This is a genomic window from Camelimonas abortus (assembly GCF_042432745.1).
GTDB classification, from domain to species: domain Bacteria; phylum Pseudomonadota; class Alphaproteobacteria; order Rhizobiales; family Beijerinckiaceae; genus Camelimonas; species Camelimonas abortus.
In genome coordinates this window covers 295,720-314,906 of sequence record NZ_JBHLWR010000006.1, presented here as the reverse complement: position 1 = coordinate 314,906, position 19,187 = coordinate 295,720, and the positions used below count along the sequence as shown (strand labels likewise).

At 73.2% G+C, this 19,187-nt stretch carries 18 protein-coding genes; 10 read left to right on the top strand and 8 right to left on the bottom strand.

Annotation, left to right across the window (positions count from 1 at the left end; translation table 11 throughout):
* The first annotated feature begins 57 nt into the window (after positions 1-57).
* A complete protein-coding gene (locus tag ACFFJB_RS03775) occupies positions 58-297 on the top strand; it encodes a hypothetical protein (protein WP_376829620.1) in 240 nt (79 codons plus the stop codon).
* 48 nt (positions 298-345) lie between these two features.
* Positions 346-555 (top strand): hypothetical protein, encoded by a 210-nt coding sequence (locus ACFFJB_RS03770; protein WP_376829618.1) that lies wholly within the window; start codon positions 346-348, stop codon positions 553-555.
* Between the two features lie 15 nt (positions 556-570).
* On the opposite strand, the gene murI is transcribed toward ACFFJB_RS03770, so the two are convergent.
* From murI to glk, 4 genes are all read right to left on the bottom strand, one after another.
* Positions 571-1,425, bottom strand: coding sequence for a glutamate racemase (gene murI / locus ACFFJB_RS03765; protein ID WP_376829616.1), 855 nt, complete (start codon positions 1,423-1,425; stop codon positions 571-573).
* A 156-nt stretch (positions 1,426-1,581) separates the two neighbouring features.
* Complete coding sequence (locus ACFFJB_RS03760; RefSeq protein ID WP_376829614.1) at positions 1,582-2,889, bottom strand: alpha/beta hydrolase family protein; 1,308 nt, start codon at positions 2,887-2,889, stop codon at positions 1,582-1,584.
* A gap of 65 nt (positions 2,890-2,954) precedes the next feature.
* Complete coding sequence (locus ACFFJB_RS03755) at positions 2,955-3,812, bottom strand: RNA methyltransferase (protein ID WP_376829612.1); 858 nt, start codon at positions 3,810-3,812, stop codon at positions 2,955-2,957.
* Positions 3,813-3,871: 59 nt separating this feature from the next.
* On the bottom strand, positions 3,872-4,891 hold the full coding sequence (glk, locus tag ACFFJB_RS03750; protein WP_376829610.1) for a glucokinase: 1,020 nt from the start codon (positions 4,889-4,891) through the stop codon (positions 3,872-3,874).
* A 383-nt stretch (positions 4,892-5,274) separates the two neighbouring features.
* Between glk and ACFFJB_RS03745 the strand changes: the two genes are divergently transcribed.
* Together ACFFJB_RS03745 and ACFFJB_RS03740 are read left to right on the top strand one after the other, a co-directional pair.
* On the top strand, positions 5,275-6,492 hold the full coding sequence (locus ACFFJB_RS03745; protein ID WP_376829608.1) for an NADP-dependent isocitrate dehydrogenase: 1,218 nt from the start codon (positions 5,275-5,277) through the stop codon (positions 6,490-6,492).
* Positions 6,493-6,728: 236 nt separating this feature from the next.
* Entirely contained in the window at positions 6,729-7,115 is a 387-nt protein-coding gene (locus ACFFJB_RS03740) for a response regulator (protein ID WP_376829606.1), read from the top strand.
* Between the two features lie 13 nt (positions 7,116-7,128).
* Here the strand turns inward: ACFFJB_RS03740 and ACFFJB_RS03735 are convergent, their stop codons facing one another.
* Positions 7,129-8,178 carry an acyltransferase family protein gene (locus ACFFJB_RS03735; protein ID WP_376829604.1) on the bottom strand — a complete coding sequence of 350 codons (1,050 nt, stop codon included), beginning with the start codon at positions 8,176-8,178 and terminating at the stop codon, positions 7,129-7,131.
* A 592-nt stretch (positions 8,179-8,770) separates the two neighbouring features.
* On the opposite strand from ACFFJB_RS03735, the gene ACFFJB_RS03730 reads away from it, so the two are divergent.
* A complete protein-coding gene (locus tag ACFFJB_RS03730) occupies positions 8,771-9,358 on the top strand; it encodes an SCO family protein (RefSeq protein ID WP_376829602.1) in 588 nt (195 codons plus the stop codon).
* Here the strand turns inward: ACFFJB_RS03730 and ACFFJB_RS03725 are convergent.
* The gene (locus ACFFJB_RS03725; RefSeq protein WP_376829600.1) at positions 9,303-11,219 is read right to left on the bottom strand and encodes a glycosyltransferase; all 1,917 of its coding nucleotides are present in this window, start codon (positions 11,217-11,219) and stop codon (positions 9,303-9,305) included. The two genes, ACFFJB_RS03730 and ACFFJB_RS03725, sit on opposite strands and share 56 nt — an antisense overlap.
* Before the next feature lie 301 nt (positions 11,220-11,520).
* On the opposite strand from ACFFJB_RS03725, the gene ACFFJB_RS03720 reads away from it, so the two are divergent.
* From ACFFJB_RS03720 to ACFFJB_RS03710, 3 genes are all read left to right on the top strand, one after another.
* Positions 11,521-12,246, top strand: coding sequence for a transporter substrate-binding domain-containing protein (locus ACFFJB_RS03720; RefSeq protein ID WP_376829598.1), 726 nt, complete (start codon positions 11,521-11,523; stop codon positions 12,244-12,246).
* Between the two features lie 137 nt (positions 12,247-12,383).
* Positions 12,384-14,135: a lysine--tRNA ligase gene (locus ACFFJB_RS03715; RefSeq protein WP_376829596.1), complete on the top strand. Its 1,752-nt coding sequence runs from the start codon at positions 12,384-12,386 to the stop codon at positions 14,133-14,135.
* 245 nt (positions 14,136-14,380) lie between these two features.
* Positions 14,381-14,818, top strand: coding sequence for an FKBP-type peptidyl-prolyl cis-trans isomerase (locus tag ACFFJB_RS03710; protein ID WP_376829594.1), 438 nt, complete (start codon positions 14,381-14,383; stop codon positions 14,816-14,818).
* 555 nt (positions 14,819-15,373) lie between these two features.
* On the opposite strand, the gene ACFFJB_RS03705 is transcribed toward ACFFJB_RS03710, so the two are convergent.
* Positions 15,374-16,054: a S24 family peptidase gene (locus ACFFJB_RS03705; RefSeq protein ID WP_376829592.1), complete on the bottom strand. Its 681-nt coding sequence runs from the start codon at positions 16,052-16,054 to the stop codon at positions 15,374-15,376.
* 204 nt (positions 16,055-16,258) lie between these two features.
* Between ACFFJB_RS03705 and apaG the strand changes: the two genes are divergently transcribed.
* Together apaG and argE are read left to right on the top strand one after the other, a co-directional pair.
* Positions 16,259-16,681 (top strand): Co2+/Mg2+ efflux facilitator ApaG/CorD, encoded by a 423-nt coding sequence (apaG, locus tag ACFFJB_RS03700; protein ID WP_376829590.1) that lies wholly within the window; start codon positions 16,259-16,261, stop codon positions 16,679-16,681.
* A gap of 98 nt (positions 16,682-16,779) precedes the next feature.
* On the top strand, positions 16,780-17,913 hold the full coding sequence (gene argE / locus ACFFJB_RS03695) for an acetylornithine deacetylase (RefSeq protein WP_376832524.1): 1,134 nt from the start codon (positions 16,780-16,782) through the stop codon (positions 17,911-17,913).
* Between the two features lie 239 nt (positions 17,914-18,152).
* Here the strand turns inward: argE and ACFFJB_RS03690 are convergent, their stop codons facing one another.
* Positions 18,153-19,184 carry an Hsp33 family molecular chaperone gene (locus tag ACFFJB_RS03690; RefSeq protein ID WP_376829588.1) on the bottom strand — a complete coding sequence of 344 codons (1,032 nt, stop codon included), beginning with the start codon at positions 19,182-19,184 and terminating at the stop codon, positions 18,153-18,155.
* Positions 19,185-19,187: the final 3 nt, after the last annotated feature.

Genomic DNA, 19,187 nt, shown 5'->3' with positions numbered 1-19,187 from the left:
CACCCCCGCACGCCGCCGCCGGCGGCGCGCCGCAAACGACAGAAGGGGGAGACCACATTGCCTGCGCCATCCACAACGGTCCTCGCCGCGGGAGTGGCTTTCACGGCCGTCGCCGCCGCGCCGGCGCTGGCCGGGGTTCCGGACGCGGTGTCCGGCGCCTGCAAGATCTGGGCCTATCACGAATGCCGCTGGGAGCGCCCGCAGGTGGAGCGCGATTACTGCTACGTCCGCAGCTACGCCGCCTGCCTGCGCGCGCTGATGCGCGACCGGCGCCGCCGGGGCGCCCCGCCCGGCTGAGGGCCGCCCCGCCGCTCCGGCTTCACACGCATGTACGGGAGAATGACCATGCGAATCATCAGCGCGGCGCTGGCCATGGCGGCCGCCGCGGTCCTCACGCCGGCGCCCGCCATGGCGGCCGGCGACATCGCCTCCGTCATGACCCATCACCGGATCTGCGCCGGGCGGGCGGCGGCGACATGCCGGGCGTCCACCCGCAGGCTGCCCTGCGAGATCGAGTTCTACGCGCGCTGCATGCTGGCCTATGGCCACAGGTGAGCCGCCCGGGCGCGGTCACGCCCGGCCCCAGCGGCGCTCCGCCGCCGGGGCCAGCGCCGGCGCCGGCATGCAGGCGGCGAAGCCCTGGTCGCGCAGCCACGCCGCCAGCGGCGGCGCCGGCGACGCGCCGGTGAAGGCCGCCACCGGCGGCGGAACTTCCGCGGAGACAAGCTCCGGCCGGAAGCCGGCCTGCTCCAGCAGATACAGCGTGCGCCGGGCGATGGCCGGGGCGGGATCCACCCAGGTCACCGGCCAGGGAGCCAGCGCCCGCAGCCGCTCCAGCAGCAGCGGATAGTGGGTGCAGGCCAGCGCCACCACGTCGGTGCGCCGGGCGCCGTCGCCTGAGACGCGGAAACAGGGGGCGATCTCGGCGGCGATGTCGGCGTCCGCCACCGCTTCGCCCGCCATGGCGCGTTCGGCCAGGGTGGCGAGATGGCGCGAGCCCACCAGGGCCACGTCGCAGTCGCCGGCGTAGTCGCGCACCAGCTCGCGGGTGTAGTCGCGCGCCACCGTGCCGGGAGTGGCCAGCACCGAGATCATGCGGCTGCGCGAGGCGGCGGCGGCCGGCTTCACCGCGGGCACCGTGCCGACGAAGGGAATGTCGTGACGCGAGCGCAGGTGCGGCAGCACCAGCGTCGAGGCGGTGTTGCAGGCGATGACCACAATGTCTGGCCGCCAGCGCGCGATCGCCGCGTCGAGCACGTCGTTGACGCGCGCCACCAGCGCCTCCGGCGCAAGGCCGCCATAGGGAAACACGGCGTTGTCGGCGAGATAGACCAGCCGCGCCCCCGGCGCGCCGGCGCGAATCTCGCGAAACACCGTCAGTCCGCCGAGACCGGAATCAAATACCAGCGCCACGGGCGCGGCCATGTTCGCCTCCAGAAAACACCCCGTGACGGGCGCGGCCCGGCGCGCCCGCCGGCCGCCACGGCGGCGGCGCGCCCATCATGGCGCCCAATGGTGAAGCGGCGGTTTCCCGCCCGAGCCGGCATGCGCCCGCACGGCGCCGCAATTGCGGCGCCGTCCTCAGCGCGCGGACGTGGCGGCGTCCGGCGCAGCCACGCCGGCCGTGGCGGAGGCCGGCGGCCGCGGCGTCTCCACGCCCATGCGGCGCAGCGGCCAGCCGTCGCTCCACTGGCCGATGTCATAGAAGCGCGGATCGCGCCGCAGCGTGAGGGCGTCGCCGCCGGAGAGCGCCGCCTCGAGGGCGAGGTCGAAGGTCTTCCAGATGGCGTAACTGGCGGCGCCGACGCTGCGCCCCTCAAAATTCGCCAGCAACATGCGCTCCTCGTGGCCCACGCGCCACAGCGCCGCGGCGCGCCGGCGCTGCTCCTCGCGCTGCCTGCGCGCCTCCTCCCGCGGCGCGGGCGCGGCGCGGCGGGCGCCCTTCTCCGTCTTCGTCTCCGGCCCGGGAGCCGGCGCCTGCTCCGCCCCGCCGGGCATGGCGGCGAGGTCCCAGGCCTCGTCCGGCGCCACCGCGGCGTAATGGGTGAAGCTCACCGCCGGCTGGCCGTGGCTGTCGGACGGGCCGCGGGCGATGAGGCGGCCGTTCTGGCCCAGATGGGCGGCGGCGGCGAGGATCTGGCGCGCGCCGCGATCGCCGGCGAACTGGTCGCGGTCGCCGGTGAACATCACGGCGAGCGCCTCCGCCGGCAGGCCGGAAAGGTCCTCCAGCGGCGGCGCGTGAATCTTTTCGCCGCCGGGCCGCGCCGGCATGACGCCGAACAGCAGCCGCGCCGGCGGCAGGCCGTCGCGGCCGGAGCGGGCCGCGAGATTGGCGGCGATCACCGCGCCGCCGGAATGGCCGGCGAAAACGAGCCGCGAAAGATCGGCGCGGGCGGACGGGTCGGCGGCGATCCCTGCGAGGGCGGCGGAAAGCCCCTTGAGCGCCTCGCCGGTCATCTCGTCGAAGGGCACGGCGCCCACGGCCGCCTCGTACAGCGGATAGATCACCACATTGCCGCGCCGCGCCAGATGCGACAGCCACGCGCCGTAATAGGCCGGGGAAATGGCCCCGGGCGCGTGCAGGAACACGATGACCGGCCGCGGCTTCTCCGCCGCCGCCCGCGGCCAGAACGCAAGGGCGCGGCCATTGCCCTCGCCGAACGAGCGTTTCTCGATCTCCCCGGCGGGGACCACATAATCGGCGCCGCCGGGACCGGCGGCCGGCTGCGACGGCGGCGAGGCGGCGAGCGCGACGCCGGCGGCCAGCGGCGCCGCAAGGCCGAACAGCGCCGCGCGCATGCGTCCTCCCGCCGGCGCGGCGTGAAGGAAGCCGCGCCCGCCATTCACACGCGTCGCCGGTCCGGCCCGGCCCGTGGCGTCACCCGTCATTTTCGCCCTCTCCTCCCCGGCGCGCCGGCCGGTCCCGCTGCGCGACGCCGGCGGGCCTGCGCCGGCTACGTTTCCTGGCTGTCCGCCCCGCCGCCCCCGGCGCAGGCGCCTGGCTGCGACGGCGCCCCGGCCGGCGGCTCGCGCCGGCGCGCCTCGCGCGGCGGGCCGCCGCGACGGCCGCTGACAAGCGCGACGACGGCGCCGCGCAGCGTGCGCACGTCCTGCTCCGTCATGTCGAGACGGTGAAAGATGTTCAGCAGGTTGCGCGTCATCAGCGGCTTTTTCTCCGGGGGCGTGAAAAAGCCGGCCCTGTCCAGCTCCTGCTCCAGATAGCCGAAGAAGGACAGCACCGCCTCACGCGTGGCCGGAGGAGAACGCCGCCGCGACGGCGCCGGTTGCGCCATGTGCGCAGCCCGGAACCATTCATAACCGACAAGCAGCACGGACTGGGCCAGATTCAGCGACGAAAAGCCCGGATTTACCGGAAATGTGATCACCGTGTCGGCGAGCCCCACCTCGTCATTGTCGAGACCGCTGCGCTCGGGACCGAAGACGAAGGCCACCTGCTCGCCCGCGGCCACGGCGGGGGCGGCGCGGCTGGCGGCGACGTCGGCGCCGACCACCTCCTTCTCCTGGCCGCGCTCACGTGCGGTACAGGCGAACACGCGCTGCTGGTCGGCCACGGCGGCGCGCAGGTCCGCGAACACCTCGGCGCGCTCCAGCACGTGCACGGCGCCGGAGGCGGCCGCGACGGCGTCCTCCTGGGGCCAGCCGTCGCGCGGGGCCACGAGGCGCAGGCGGCTGAGGCCGAAATTGGCCATGGCCCGCGCCGCCATGCCGATGTTCTGGCCCAGCTGCGGACGCACCAGGATGATGACGGGACCGCCTTCGATCAGGCTGCGGGTGTGATCTGTTCCGGCCATGACTCCTCGCTCCTCGCGCCGCAGGCGGTTTGCATCGCCCGCCGGACGGACGCAAGCCGTTATCCGGAGACGCCGGCCGCGTCCATGACGGCGCGGCTGGCCACGGCCTCAAGGCCGAGGAACGTGGGGTTGGGATGCACCACGAGCCAGGTGGGCACCGGCTCCAGATAGTCGCGGAAGCGGCCCTTGGCGACGAAGCGCTCGCGGAACTGCGAGGCCTGCAGCCGGCCGGCGATGCGCGGCGCGATGCCGCCGGCGACATAGACGCCGCCGGTGGCGCCGTAGGTGAGCGCGAAATTGCCCGCCGCCTCGCCCAGCATGGCGCAGAAAATGTCGAGGGTCTCCACGGCGACGGGATCGCGCGCTTCCAGCGCCGCCGCGGTGATGGCGGCCGCGTCGCGCAGGCGCGCCGGGCGCCCCTCCAGCGCCGCGAGCGCCCGGTAGACGTTCTCCAGCCCCTGGCCGGAGACCATGCGCTCCACCGAGACATGGCCGAGCTCAGCCCGCAGCCAGTCGATGATGGCGTCGATGCGCCCGCTCCACGAGGGGGCGTTCACATGGCCGCCCTCGGAGGCGATGACCACGCCGCCGCCGTCCGGCACGTAGCAGGCGACGCCAAGGCCGGTGCCCGGCCCCAGCGCCACCAGGCGGCCGTTGTTGGCCGCCACCGGGCCGGAGCGCGGCCGCTGCATGTAGTCCACGGCCGGATGCGGCCCGGTGACGGGAATCACATGCTCCGGCCGCAGCAGCGGCAGGCCCCACGCCAGCGCCTCGAAGTCGTTGAGCAGCCGCGCCCGCCGCAGGCCGAAACGGCTGGCGATGGCCGCCTCGTCAAAGCGCCAGTGGCTGTTGGTGAGCGCGCCCTGGCCGCGCGACACCGGCCCGGCCACGGCGATGGCCGCCGCCACCGGCGCGGACGGCGGCGGGCGCATGCGCAGGAAATGCAGCAGGGCGTCCTCAAACGAGGCGAAGTCGGCCACGGCCAGCCGGGTGACCTCTCCGGTTCCGCCGCCGCCGGCCAGGGCGAAGCGGGCGTTGGTGCCGCCGATATCCGCAAGGATGACTGTCGACGCCGCCATTGCCGATCCTTCCATCACGTCCGCCAGCATGTCGTGGCGCATGGTGGGCCATGAAAGGCCACGTTTGCAACACGCCGCGCCACCCCCGTCCGGGGGCGCAGGCCCGCGCCCCGGCGCAGCGCGCCCGCGCGCCGGAGAGGGGCTGGAAACGCGTCGCAAAAAAGGCCATGGAAGCGGCATGGAGTTTCCGGCAAGGCGACAGGCTTCGGGAGGAGCGCCCGGGCGCGCGGCCGCTCCGGTGACGGCGGCGATTTTTGCGACCGGCTGCGATCAGACATTGCAGCCCGGCGTGAAATCGCCCAGAAAGCCTTCCGGGAGGCGCGACCGGCCCGCCAGGGCCGGCTGCGCGTGACGATGGCCGACCAAACGAGGACCAGAGCGCGATGGCAAAGATCAAGGTAGCCAACCCCGTCGTTGAGCTCGACGGCGACGAGATGACCCGGATCATCTGGCAGCAGATCAAGGAAAAGCTGATCCATCCTTATCTGGACATCGACCTGCTCTACTACGATCTCGGCATCCAGAACCGCGACGCCACCAACGACCAGGTGACGGTTGAAGCCGCCGAGGCGATCCTGAAGCACGGCGTGGGCGTGAAATGCGCCACCATCACCCCCGACGAGGCCCGCGTGAAGGAGTTCGGCCTCAAGGAGATGTGGAAGTCGCCCAACGGCACCATCCGCAACATCCTCGGCGGCGTGATCTTCCGCGAGCCGATCATCTGCAAGAACGTGCCGCGCCTGGTTCCGGGCTGGACCCAGCCGATCGTCGTCGGCCGCCACGCCTTCGGCGACCAGTACCGCGCCACCGACTTCAGGTATCCGGGCAAGGGCACGCTCACCATCAAGTTCGTCGGCGACGACGGCACGGTCATCGAGAAGGAAGTGTTCAAGGCGCCCGGCGCCGGCGTGGCCATGGCCATGTACAACCTGGACGAATCGATCCGCGACTTCGCCCGCGCCTCGTTCAACTACGGCCTCGCGCGCCGGTACCCGGTCTACCTCTCCACGAAGAACACCATCCTCAAGGCCTATGACGGCCGCTTCAAGGACATCTTCCAGGAGATCTACGACGCCGAGTTCCGCGAGAAGTTCGAGGCGCTGGGCCTGCACTACGAGCACCGCCTCATCGACGACATGGTCGCTTCGGCGCTCAAGTGGTCGGGCGGCTACGTCTGGGCCTGCAAGAACTATGACGGCGACGTGCAGTCCGACATCGTGGCCCAGGGCTTCGGCTCGCTCGGCCTGATGACCTCGGTGCTGATGACGCCCGACGGCAAGGTGGTGGAGTCGGAGGCCGCCCACGGCACCGTGACCCGCCACTACCGCGAGCACCAGAAGGGCAAGGAGACCTCCACCAACTCCATCGCCTCGATCTTCGCCTGGACCCGCGGCCTCGCCCACCGCGCCAAGCTGGACGACAACGCCGCGCTGGCGAAGTTCGCCTCCACCCTGGAGCGCGTGTGCATCGAGACCGTCGAGTCCGGCTACATGACCAAGGACCTCGCCCTGCTGGTCGGCGCCGACCAGAAGTGGCTGTCCACCACCGGCTTCCTCGACAAGGTGGACGAGAACCTGCGCAAGGCGATGGCCGCCGCCTGAGGCGGCCTCCCTTTCCACAGGCCCGGCGGCGCAGGCCGCCGGCGCGCCGGCTGCGGCCGGCCGGGACGTGGCGGCTTTCCGCCACGTTTTTTGTTGCAGGATCCTGTTGCAGAACGGCGGGCAATTTCGTGTCATGCCGGAAACTGCCGTACGGTTGCAGACAGTTTCCGGCGCGCGGCGGACCAGGTCAGGCATGACTGGCGGCGCGCGCCGGACCATCAGCCAGGAGCGCCCCCATGACCTGCGCCGCGCGTCCGCCCGTCGTCCTGCTGGTTGAAGACGAGATGTTCGTCCGCATGACCACCTGCGACATGCTGGAGGACGCGGGCTTTACGGTGCTGGAGGCCGGCGACTGCGCCGCCGCGCTGGCGCTGCTGCGCCAGGCCGGGCGCGTCGACCTGCTGGTCTCGGACGTGGGCCTGCCGGACATGGACGGCGTGACGCTCTACGCCGCCTGCCGCGAGCTGTGCCCGGATCTGCCCGCCATTTTCATCACCGGCTACGGCCAGGACCAGATGGTGCAGGAGATGCGCGAGGCGCCGCACGCGCGCGTGCTCGGCAAGCCCTTCCAGCAGCGCGACCTCAGCGCCGCCATCAGCGAGCTGCTGCCCGCCGCCGTGTGAACGGCGCGCCGGCTCACGCCGGCGCAGGGCGGCCCGCGCGCAGGCCTGCGGCGAAACGCGCGCCGTAACGGCGGCAGGGCTCCTCCACCAGCCGCCAGGAGACGTGCGACAGCCCCAGCACCACGGCGATGACCGCCAGCGACCAGACGGCCAGCCCCCACGGCCCGGGGACCGCCTGCGGCGGCGCCAGCAGCGCCGCCACGCCGATCACCGGCAGGTGGATGAGATAGACGGAATAGGAGATGCGCCCGGCCCAGTGCAGCGGCGGCGCCTCCAGCGCCCGGCCGGCGACGCCGCGCCCCACGAACAGCAGCGCGATGAGGGCGGCGGCGAACATGGGCGTCAGCTGCGGCCGGCCCAGCCACAGCGCCGCGCCGATGGCGGCGACGGCGGCGATCTGGCCGGCGTTCAGCCAGAAGCCGGCGAGGCGCCGCCCCTTCAGCGCAAATCCCATGGCCGCGCCGAAGCCGAAGCCGGCGAAGCCGCGCGCCGCCGCGCCCGGACCGGTGACCACGGGGCCGATCTCCTGCAGAACCAGATATTCCGCCGTCCCCAGCAGCAGCGCCGCCGCCGCCGCGCCGGCGGGGGAGAGGCCGGCCAGCAGCGGCGCGGCGAAGGGAAAGGCCAGATAGCAGGCCATCTCCACGCCAAGCGACCAGCTGGCCACGTTCCACGCCAGCGGCTCGCCGGTGAACGGCTGCAGCAGCAGGATGGCCTCCGGCAACCGGGCCCAGTTCTCCGTGGGCGACGGCCGGCCGGCCCACAGCCGCAGCAGCGCCACGCCGACCAGCGCCGCCATCACCGCCAGATGCAGCGGCCAGATGCGGAACACGCGCCGCGCCAGATAGGGCCCGGCGGCGCCCGGATGCACGTCGCCATGCACCGCGGCCATCACCAGGCCGCTGAGAATGAAGAAGATGTCGACGCCGGCGCCGCCAGGACTGAGGAAGCGGTCCGGCGTCATGAGGCCGGTGTCGATGAAGCGCAGCGCCAGATGATGGGCGACGACCCACAGGGCGACGACGCCGCGGATGGAAGTGAGAGGAATGTTTTCGTCGCGCACCCGCGCCCCCGCCTGGCACACGCCATGTATTATGGCCCCTGGCGGGGGAAATGGCCGTGGACGCGGGAAAAAATCAAGCAGGAAACAGGGAGTTGCGCCTCGTCTCGCGGAAATTTTCCAGGAACGCTGCGTAATGCGCCCTGCCTGACTGCATCCGCCCGCGCCTGCGTCCCGGTTCCGCGACGTTATGCGCTCCGGCCCCTGCCGCGCGCCTCCAGCGCGCCGTCCGGGCCGGGCGGCGGCCTGCAATGGCGACGTCATGTCCCGTCATGCGCCGGATCCAGGGACATGACCCGGACGGACGGCGCGCGTAGTCTCTGGCCGGCGTCGCGGCGCCGCCCGGCGGAGCGGCGACATGCCGCCGCTGCCTGTCGCGCGGCGGCGGGAAACAATACGACAGCCGGAGCGATCCGCCCGGAGCCGTCCGCGCCCGTGCGCGCGCCGCCCGCGCGCCGGCCGTGGACGGGAGAGAAAAGCAGGAACGGTCCGGCGACGCGACCGTTCCCGGATACTGTCCGCCCCGCCGGGGCGCCCCCGGGCCATGCGCCCCGACAACCGCCGCCCCGGGCGGCGACGCAGGAGAAGGACCGAGATGACATCCGCCCCCACCCGCCGTCTCGCCATCGCCCTCGCCGTGTTCGTGGCCGGCCTCGCGGCGATCGCCGGCGGCCTGTTCGCCTGGCGGCAGGCCCAGGACGACGCCTACCCCGGCGTCGGCGGCCCGTTCAGCCTCACCGACCAGAACGGCCGCACCGTCACCGACGCGGATCTGAAGGGCGCGCCTTACCTGCTGTTCTTCGGCTTCACCCACTGCCCGGACATCTGCCCGTCGACGCTCTACGAGGTGTCGCAGATGTTCCAGGCGCTCGGCAGGGACGCCCCGGTCCGGGCCGTGTTCATCACGGTGGATCCGGAGCGCGACACGCCGCAGGTCCTGAAGGACTATCTGGGCAGCTTCGACCCGCGCATCATCGGCCTCACCGGCCCGAAGGAGCAGGTCGCGGCGGCGCTGAAGGCGTTCCGCGTCTACGCGAAGAAAGCGCCGCAGCCGGACGGCGAATACACGATGGACCACACCGCCATGGTGTATCTGATGGACCGGCGCGGCCGTTTCGCCGGCGGCTTCAACCTGAAGCGTCCGCCGGAGGAGGCGGCGGCCGAGTACCGGAAATATATGTGAGCCGGCCGGAGCGGGACGAACGCGCCACGCCGTGGGCCGTCTTGTTCCAGCGCGCCGGGTGGCGCAGCTGTTCGGCCAGCGCCAGCCAGGCTGCGGCGGAGACCAGCAGGTAATAGAACGGCAGCAGCGGCGCCGCGCGCAGCAGGCGCGGATCCCGCCGCAACGCCCCCGCCAGCGCCGGAACGGCGACGGCGGCCGCGCCGGCCGCCAGCACCCCCACGGCGCAGCCGAAGGCCAGCGGCGAGCTGGGCGCGCCGGCGCAGACGCGCGCGAAGTAGATGACGGTGGCCAGGGCGAACAGCGGATAGCCCAGCGCCCCCAGCGCGACGCCGAGGCACTGGCTCGCCGCCGCCCAGGCTCCGGCCCAGCCGAGATCGCGCGCCAGCTGGCGCGGCCGCCGGCCGTGGGTGATCGCCACCTGCAGCCAGCCCTTCAGCCAGCGGACGCGCTGGCGCATCCACGGCCTCAGGCGCACCGGCGCCTCCTCGTGGGTGGTGGAGTCGAGGTCGCCGACGCGCCAGCCCAGACGGGCGAGACGCAGGCCGAGGTCGGCGTCCTCGGTGACGTTCCACGCGTCCCAGCCGAGCGCCTTGCGCAGCGCCGCCACGCGGAAATGGTTGGACGTGCCCCCCAGCGGCATGGGCAGGCCGAGCCGGGCCAGCCCCGGATTGATGACGTCGAACAGCGCCGCGTACTCCAGGGCGAAACAGGCGGGCAGCCAGCCGGCGGCGGCGTTGTCGACGGCGAGGCGCGCCTGCAGGCAGGCCAGATCGTCGCCGGCGGCGGCGAAGGCGGCGGCGGCGCGGCGCAGCTGGTCCGGCTCCGGCGCGTCTTCGGCGTCATAGATGGTGACCAGCTCGCCCCTGGCCATGGCGAGGGCCACGTTGAGCGCCCACGGCTTGGTGCGCGGCGCGCCGGGCGGAACCACCGTCACGCTGATCCAGGGCGGCGGCCGCAGCGCCAGAAAGGCGGCGCGGGTGGCGTGATCGTCCGCCTCGACCATGATTTTCACGTCGAGCAGGCGGCGCGGATAGTCCAGCTGCTCCAGCTGCTCCAGCACGTGCGCGGCCATGTTGGCCTCGCGGTAAACCGGAACGATCACCGTATAGACGGGCAGTTCATGGCCGGCGGGACCGCCGTCGCTGCCGCAGCCGGCGGGCGGCGCGGCCGCAGCCGGGGCGGCGCCGCAGGAGCGCGCCGGGAGGGCGGCGAGGGCGGCGAAGGCGGCGCCGAGACGCACCGCCGCATAGCTGAGGAAAACCGCGGCCCAGACCAGCGACAGCAGCGCCGGAGCCGCCAGCAGCTGCGCCAGCGCCGCCAGCGGCGGCGCGCCCAGCGCCAGCTTCTGCCACGGCGCCAGGCCCTCCCGGCAGGAGAGGCCTGGCCATGCGTCGGCGAGGCCGTCGCCGGCGCGGCGGGCCACGGCGGGGCCGTGCGCCGCCAGCACCGCCTCCGCCAGCGCCCGCGGCGTGACGATGACGGCGCCGCGCGGCGCCAGCGCCGGCGCCCGTCCGGCCAGCAGGGCGGCGAGCCCGGGCCCCTGCGGCGCCAGGGCGAAGCAGCGCCGGCCGCGCGCGTCGACCAGCGGCGCGACGCCAGCCTGGAGCGATTCGGGAAAGCGCGTCTGCGGTCCCGGCCGCAGCGCGCCGGTCGCCAGGGCGTGATCGGCGAAGGGCAGGCCGAGCCGGCGGGCCAGGGCGGCGTAATACGCGGCCTCGTCCATGACGCCGGCGGCCGCCAGCGCCTGCTCCGGCCAGGCCCCCAGGCGGCGCGCCAGCGCCGCCGCCCGCCCGAGCGCGGCCGGCGGGGCGGCGCCCTGCTCCGCCAGGAAGGCCAGCTGCGGCGGCAGCGGCGCGGCCACGCCTTGTCCGGATGGCGGCGCGCCGGCATCATGGTCCGTATAGGCCGGCGGGACCCGGCGTCGCAGGACATGGGTGACAGCGGACATGACGCACCAGATGTTGCGAAAGCGGCCCGTCGGCGCAGGCGGCGCGGTCCGGCGCATGCTGCGGACCGCCGGCGCGGTCGCCTGTCTCACCGTGTCTGTTCTGGCGGCGGCCGCGCATGCGGGCGCCGCCGGGTCGCAGGGTAGCGCGCGCATTTCTGGCGAGAAGCAGGAAAACGCCGTCAGAATTCCCGTATTCGGCGATCCCAGGTTGCGGATGGAGCGGCCTGACCTCAGCGGCGCGGGCACGATCCGCTTCCTGAGCGACGACAGTTTTCCGCCGCTGACCTTTCTGGACGGCGGGAAACATCCCGCCGGCTTCGTCGTGGAGCTGGCGCGCGACGCCTGCGACCGCCTGGCGGCGCGCTGCACCATCCAGAGCCGCCGCTTCGACCTGCTGCTGGAGGCGCTGGCCAGCGGCCAGGGCGACGTGGTGGCGGCAGCCGTTCCGGTGACGCCCCGGCTGCTGGAGCGGTTTTCGGTCACCCGCCGTTACATGCGCTTTCCCGGGCGGTTCGCGGTGAAGGCCGGCGCGGAGCTGCCGCAGCCGGGCGAGGCGGGCTTCGCCGGCAGGACGGTGGGCGTGGTGGCCGGCTCCGCCCATGAGGCGTGGATGAAGGCGTTTTTCCCCGGCTCGCCGCTGAAGGCATATCCGGACCTGGCGAGCGCGGGCGCGGCGCTGAAGGCCGGCGAGGTTCCTTACCTGTTCGGCGACGGGCTGTCGCTGTCGCTGTGGCTGAACGGGGCGCGGTCGCAGGACTGCTGCCGTTTCACCGGCGGTCCCTATTTCTCCGACGCCTATTTCGGCGAGGGCGTGGGCTTCATCGTGCGGCGCGACGACGAAACGCTGCTGCGGGCGCTGGACTACGCGCTGCAGCAGGCCTGGGCGGACGGAAAGTTCGAGGAGCTGTATCTGCGCTACTTCCCGGTGAGCTTTTTCTGAGCCGGCGCCGGCCGCTCGCCTTGACGCACCGGCGCGCACGCCACATTGAGAGCCGGTACAGTCGCCGGCTCCCGCGCCGGCGCCCCGCACATTGACGCCGGCGCGCCCGCCCCGGCGCTACAGGAACCGGTGCTTACATGACCCCGTCCGCTTTTGACCCGCAACTCGTGGAGGCCGCGCAGACCTCGTCCGCCTGGCCATTCGAAGAAGCGCGCAAGCTCGTCGCGCGCCGCGAAGCTGCGCTGAAAGCCGGCAAGGACAAGGGCTACGTGCTGTTCGAGACCGGCTACGGCCCCTCGGGCCTGCCGCACATCGGCACCTTCGGCGAGGTGGCCCGCACCACCATGGTGCGCAACGCCTTCCGCCTGCTCACCAACGACACGGTGCCGACCCGTCTCGTCGCCTTCTCCGACGACATGGACGGCCTGCGCAAGGTGCCGGACAACGTGCCCAACGGCGAGCTGCTGGCGCGGCATCTCAACCAGCCGCTGACCCGGGTTCCTGATCCCTTCGGCACGCACGAGAGCTTCGGCGCCCACAACAACGCCCGCCTGCGCGCCTTCCTCGACAGCTTCGGCTTCGAATACGAGTTCATGTCGGCGACGGAGTGCTACCGCTCCGGCCGCTTCAACGACACGCTGCGCCTGGTGCTGGAGCGCTACGACGAGGTGATGCGGGTGATGCTGCCCTCGCTGCGCGAGGAGCGGGCCGCGACCTATTCGCCCTTCCTGCCGATCCATCCCGAGAGCGGCTGCGTCATGCAGGTGCCGATCGAGGAAGTGCGCGTGGACAGCGCCACCCTGGTGTGGCGCGACCCGGAAACCGGCAAACGCTACGAAACCTCGGCGCTGGACGGAGCCGCCAAGCTGCAGTGGAAGCCGGACTGGGCCATGCGCTGGACGGCGCTCGGCGTCGATTACGAGATGGCCGGCAAGGACCTGATCGACTCGGTGAAGCTCTCCGGCCAGATCGCCCGCGTGCTGGGCGCGCAGCCGCCGGAAGGCTTCAACTACGAGCTGTTCCTCGACGAGAAGGGGCAGAAGATCTCCAAGTCGAAGGGCAACGGCCTCACCATTGAGGAATGGCTCACCTATGGCGCGCCGGAGAGTCTGGCGCTGTTCATGTACCTGCGCCCGCGCGAGGCCAAGCGGCTGCACTTCGACGTCATTCCGCGGCACATGGACGAGTATCTCTCCTTCCTGGAGGCCTATCCGCGCCAGGACGCGAAGCAGCGCCTCGGCAATCCGGTGCACCACATTCACGGCGGCAATCCGCCGCCGCCGGAAACGGTGACCCAGGCCGGGGCGGCCTCCGGCGAGGGCGCGCCGCGCCCGTCGCAGATCTCGTTCAGCCTGCTGCTGAACCTGGCCGCCGTGGCCAACGCCGAGACCAGGGAGGCGCTGTGGGCGTTCCTGCGCCGCTACGCCCCGGACGTGGCGCCGGAGACCCATCCGCGCCTTGACCAGTTCATCGGCTATGCGGTGCGCAACTTCCAGGACTTCGTGAAGCCGGCCAAGCATTACCGGCCGCCGTCCGTATCCGAGCGCGCGGCGCTGGAGGACCTCGCCGCCCGCCTCGCCGCCCTGCCGGACAACGCCGACGCCGCCACCATCCAGGACCTTGTCTATGAAGTGGGCCGCCAGGTGTCCGAGTACCAGGACTTCAAGGCCAGGGGGGCGACGCCCGAGCGGCCCGGCGTCTCCGGCGCCTGGTTCAACGCCCTGTACCAGATCCTGCTGGGCGAGGAGCGCGGCCCGCGCTTCGGCTCCTTCGCCGCGATCCTTGGCGTGCCGGCCACCATCGAGCTGATCCGCAAGGGGCTGGACGGACGCCTCATCGCCGAGCACGAGGCCTTCCTCGCCGAACGCGCCGCCCGCAGGACGGCCTGAGCCAGCGCCGCCAGGAGACGTTCCGGGACGTGGACGCAAAAGGCGCGCCGCCGCAGGCGCGACAGGCGGCGGACGCAATTCCGGCCAGAAGCGCGTTTTCACTCCACAATGCGCGCGGGGCGGGCCACAGTCGCCGTCGCTGGCGAATCCGCCCGCCCCGCCCATCCGCCGTCGCGCCCGCGCGGCGGCCCACGCCGCCGGCGTCACGGCCCACGGCCAGACGCGGCGCCACCGAAAGGACGCACATGATCCGTTCGTTCATTTCCCGCACCCTCGCCCCCCTTGCCGGAGCCGCAGTTCTCGCCATGACCGCCAGCGCTTTCGCCGACAGTTTCACCACCCTGCCCTCCGGCCTGAAGTACAGGGATGAGGTGGTCGGCTCCGGCGCCACGGCCAGGCCGGGCCAGCAGGTGAAGGTGCATTACACCGGCTGGCTGGACGACAACGGCAAGCCGGGCAGGAAATTCGACTCCTCGCGCGACCGCGGCCAGCCGTTCGAGTTCAGCCTCGGCGCCGGCCAGGTGATCCGCGGCTGGGACGAGGGCGTGGCCGGGATGAAGGTGGGCGGCCGCCGCCTGCTGGTGATCCCGCCGGAGCTGGGCTACGGCGCCCGCGGCGCCGGCGGCGTCATTCCGCCGAACGCCACGCTGATCTTCGACGTGGAGCTGCTCGGCGTGCGCTGAGCGGCGCCGCGACGGCCAGGACCATGGGGGCGGCCCGGCGGGCCGCCCCTTTGCGTCAAGGCCCGCCCCTGGCGCCGGCCCGGCCGGCGCCAGGTTTTCCCCGCCGCGCTTCAGGCGGCGCGCGGCCATGACCGCTGCCGCAGCGCGGCGCTCACGGCGGGAAAAACGCCAGCGCCCACGTCGTGGAACATGAGCCGGGGCGCGACTCCGCGGCTGGCGGGCCCGCCGGGCCCGGCGAAGGCGCGGCGGCGGCTGTCCGGCGAGCGGATCCACGCGTCCGGGCGCCGGAACGGGAGCTGGCGAACAAGGCGGGGAAGATCGCGGGGCTCTGGCGGCGGGGCTCTGGCGGCGGCGCCGGGCGCGCAAGGCGGCGGAAACGCCGCCCCCGGGCCTGGGCATGACCAACCGCGGCGCGCCCGGACGGGCGCTGGCGCCGTACCGGCTGGCGGCGCGCATGGACGCCGGCCGGCGCATCCTCCTGTCGATGTCCGGGGACGCCGCCGGAGCGACCGGCGCCGTTCTCGGGAAGCGCCTGCCGGGGTTCCGCGGCCGGCCTCACTGGCTGGCCCAGATGATGCGGGCGATCCAGTCCAGCTCGGCGGGCGCGAACTCCCGGTCCGGGTGCTCCGGATTGAGCGAGCGCAGCCGCACCAGTTTCGGCGTGCGCAGGGCCAGCTCCTTGGCCATCACCTCGCCGTCGCGGGTGCGCGCCACCACCCGGTCGCCGCGGTGCGCCGTCGCCGCCGGATCAACCACGATGATGTCGCCGTCGCGGTACACCGGCAGCATCGAGTCCCCGGCCACCTTGAGGCCATAGAGCGCCCCCTCCCCCGGACGGGGAAAGATCACCTCGTCGAAGCCGCCGCCCACCGGATAGCCGCTGTCGTCGTAATAGCCGCCCTGGCCGGCCTGGGCCATGCCGATGAGCGGAATGCCGCGCAGCTTCGGCGGCGCGCCGGCGCGGGCGGGCTTCGCGGCGGCGCGCGGCGGCGCGGCGGCCGGCGCCTCGCCCACCGCCATGGCCACGAACTCGTGCAGGCTGGCGCCGGTGGCGTCCAGCACCTTGGCGATGGACTCGGTGGAGGGCCAGCGCAGGCGTCCGTCCGGAGCCACGCGCTTGGAGCGGTTGAAGGTGGTGGGATCGAGCCCCGCCCGCCGCGCAAGGCCGGACGCCGACAGGCCGTGGCTCCTGGCCAGACCGTCGATCGCGTCCCAGATCTGCCCGTGGGTGAGCATGCGCGGCTCCCTTTCGCGACGCCGGATCCTGACGATGTCAAAGAATTTATTCCGGTTTTCCAGGGCCGGCAAGCGCGGCTCCGGGCGCCGGCGGCGCGCGCTCTGGCGCGGCCGCGTCCGAGGCGCCATGATCACGGGAACGGCGGCCGCCCGCACGCATCCCCGGCGGGCGCGGCCGCCGCGCCAGCCACGGGAGATTCCGCCATGCAGGGGGCGCGCCGCTACCAGGCCTGTACCCGCGACATTGCAGTCACGGTGACGCCGCGGTTTCTCGAGGACCAGTCCTCGCCGGCCCAGGGCGACTATTTCTGGGCCTACACCATCGAGATCGTCAACCTGGGCTCCCGGCCCGTGCAGCTGCGCCGGCGGCTCTGGCGCATCATCGACGGCGACGGCGCCGTCGAGGCGGTGACCGGCGAGGGAGTGGTGGGCGAGCAGCCCTGCATCGCCCCCGGCGACGCCTTCGTCTACACCAGCGGCTGCCCGCTGCGCACGCCGCACGGGGTGATGAGCGGCAGCTACGCCATGGAGAGCGCCGACGGCGAGACCTTTGAGGTGGCCATTCCCACCTTTGTGCTGGACAGCCCCTACGCCGCCCGCGCCGCCAGGGCGAAAGTGACGCACTGACCCGCGCCCCGCCGCCCGGCGCCCGCGCCGGGCGTTCGCCGTTCCGGCGGCCGCCCGCCGCCCGTCCGTTTCCAGGAGACGCCGTGACGCCGCTGGCCATGCTTGAGCGCCTCGTGGCTTTCAACACCGAAAGCCGCCGCTCCAACCTCGACATCATCGCCTTCATCGCGGACTGGCTGGCCGGCCACGGCGTGGCCTGCGCGCGTTTTCCCAACGCCGCCGGCGACAAGGCGGCGCTGTTCGCCACCATCGGGCCGGCGCAGGACGGCGGCGTGCTGCTCTCGGGCCACACTGACGTGGTGCCGGTTGCTGGCCAGGCGTGGAGCAGCGATCCGTGGCGGCTGCGGGTGGAGCATGGCCGCGCTTACGGGCGCGGCGCGGTGGACATGAAGGGCTTTCTCGCCATCGCGCTCGCCCTGGTTCCGGAGATGCGGGCGGCGCCATTGAAGCGGCCGCTGCACCTGCTGTTTTCCTATGACGAGGAGATCACCTGCCTTGGCGTGACGGACGCCATCGCCCGCATGGGCGTGGACCTGCCGCGCCCGGCGGCGGCCATTGTCGGCGAGCCCACGGACATGGAGGTGGTGAGCGCCCACAAGTCGGTGGTGTCGCTCACCACGCGCGTCACCGGGCGGGAGGGGCATTCGTCGCGGCCTGCGGCGGGCGCCAGCGCCATTCACGCGGCGGCGCGGCTCATCGGCTGGCTGGATGACAGGCAGCGGCTGCTGGCGGCGGAGGGTGACCCGTCAGGACTGTTCGATCCGCCCTGTTCGACGTTGCAGGCGGGCATGATCACGGGCGGAACGGCGCGCAACATCATCGCGCGCGAGTGCCGGTTCCTGTGGGAGTTCCGCGGCCTGCCCGGCCACAGCCACGAGACGGTGATGCAGGAACTGGCGGCTTTCGCCGAGCGGGACGTGCTGCCGCCGATGCGCCGCGCCGCGCCGGAGGCGCGGGTGGAGACGACGTGCGACGTGGCGGTGCCGCACCTGGCTCCCCGCCCCGGCTCGGAGGCGGAGCAGCTGGCGCTGCGCCTCGCCGGCCGCAACCGCACCGGCGCGGTTTCGTTCGCCACCGAGGCCGGCCATTTCCAGAACGCCGGCATCGCCACCGTGGTGTGCGGCCCCGGCTCGATCGCCCAAGCGCACCAGGCGGACGAATTCATCACGCTGGCGGCCCTCGACGAGGGCGCGGCCTTCATCCGCCGGCTGGTCGCGGCGCTGTCGGCGTAAGCGGGGCGGCCGCAGGGGCCGGACAGGCCAGGGGGGGACAAGGACAGACGCGGCGGGGCGAAGGAACGGCCGGGCGGAGCACGGCGCCTCCGGACGCGGCCGGAGGGCCCAGAGGAACAGGGACCGCCGGCGTTCACAGGCCGGCGCGCTGGCGACGGGACGGATGCGTCAGGACGGCGGGAACGGCGCCGGCGCGCGCTGTCTCCGGCGCGGAGCGGTCCCGCGCAGCCGGGCGCCCGTCAGGGGCTGCGCTCGCCGCCCTCGCCGGAAGCAGCCATGGCGGCGGCGGCCAGTTCTGCCTCCACCTGCGCCAGCTCCAGCTCGTAGCGTCGCGAACAGAACTCGCAGGTCACGCCGATGCGGCCGTCATCCGCCGCCATGTCGCGCCGCTCGGCCGGGCTGAACGAGCCCAGCATGTTGATGATGCGCTCGCGCGAGCAGCGGCAGGCCTCGCGCACCGGCTGCGGCGTGAACACGCGCACCCCGCGCTCGTGATAGAGCCGGTACAGCAGGCGCGACGCCGGCAGGCCCGGATCGAGCAGCTCATGCGCCTCGGTGGTCTCGGCCAGCAGCCGCGCCTCGGTCCAGGCGTCGCTCTCGTCGCCGGGGGCGTCGGCGCCGGACGCGCCGGCGGGATCAAGGTCGGCCTGGCGCAGCCGCTCCGGCGAGCGCGGCAGATACTGCAGCATCAGCCCGCCGGCGCGGTAGCGTCCGCCGCCCTGCGGCCCGCCCACCATCTCCTCGCCGAAGGCCAGCCTGATGAAGGTCGGAATCTGCTCCGACTGGCGGAAATAGGCGTGGGCGCAGGCCTCGAGACTCTTGCCCTCAAGCGGCGTCAGCCCCTGGTAGCGGCTGGCGTGTCCGCCCTGGTCGATGGTGAGGGCCATGTGCCCGGCGCCGAGCAGCGCGCCGGTTGACGTCTCGCCGGCGGCGAGGGCGGCGGCCAGCGCCTCGCCGTCGAACCGGGCGCAGCCGCGCAGCCGGTCCGGCGCGTCGAAATCCACCACCAGCATGTTGACCGGCCCGTCCGAGCGGGTCTGCAGCTGGAACCGGCCCTCCAGCTTCAGCGAGGAGCCGAGCAGCACGGTGAGCGCCATGGCCTCGCCCAGCACGCGCGACACCGCCGGCGGATAGCCGTGACGCGCCAGAACCGCGTCCACCGCCGGGCCCAGCCGCACGACGCGGCCGCGCACGTCAAGCCCCTCGACCGTGAACGGGAGCACCATGTCGTCGCCGTCGAACGACGGCGCGTCCTGTCGCGCGTCAGTCATGGG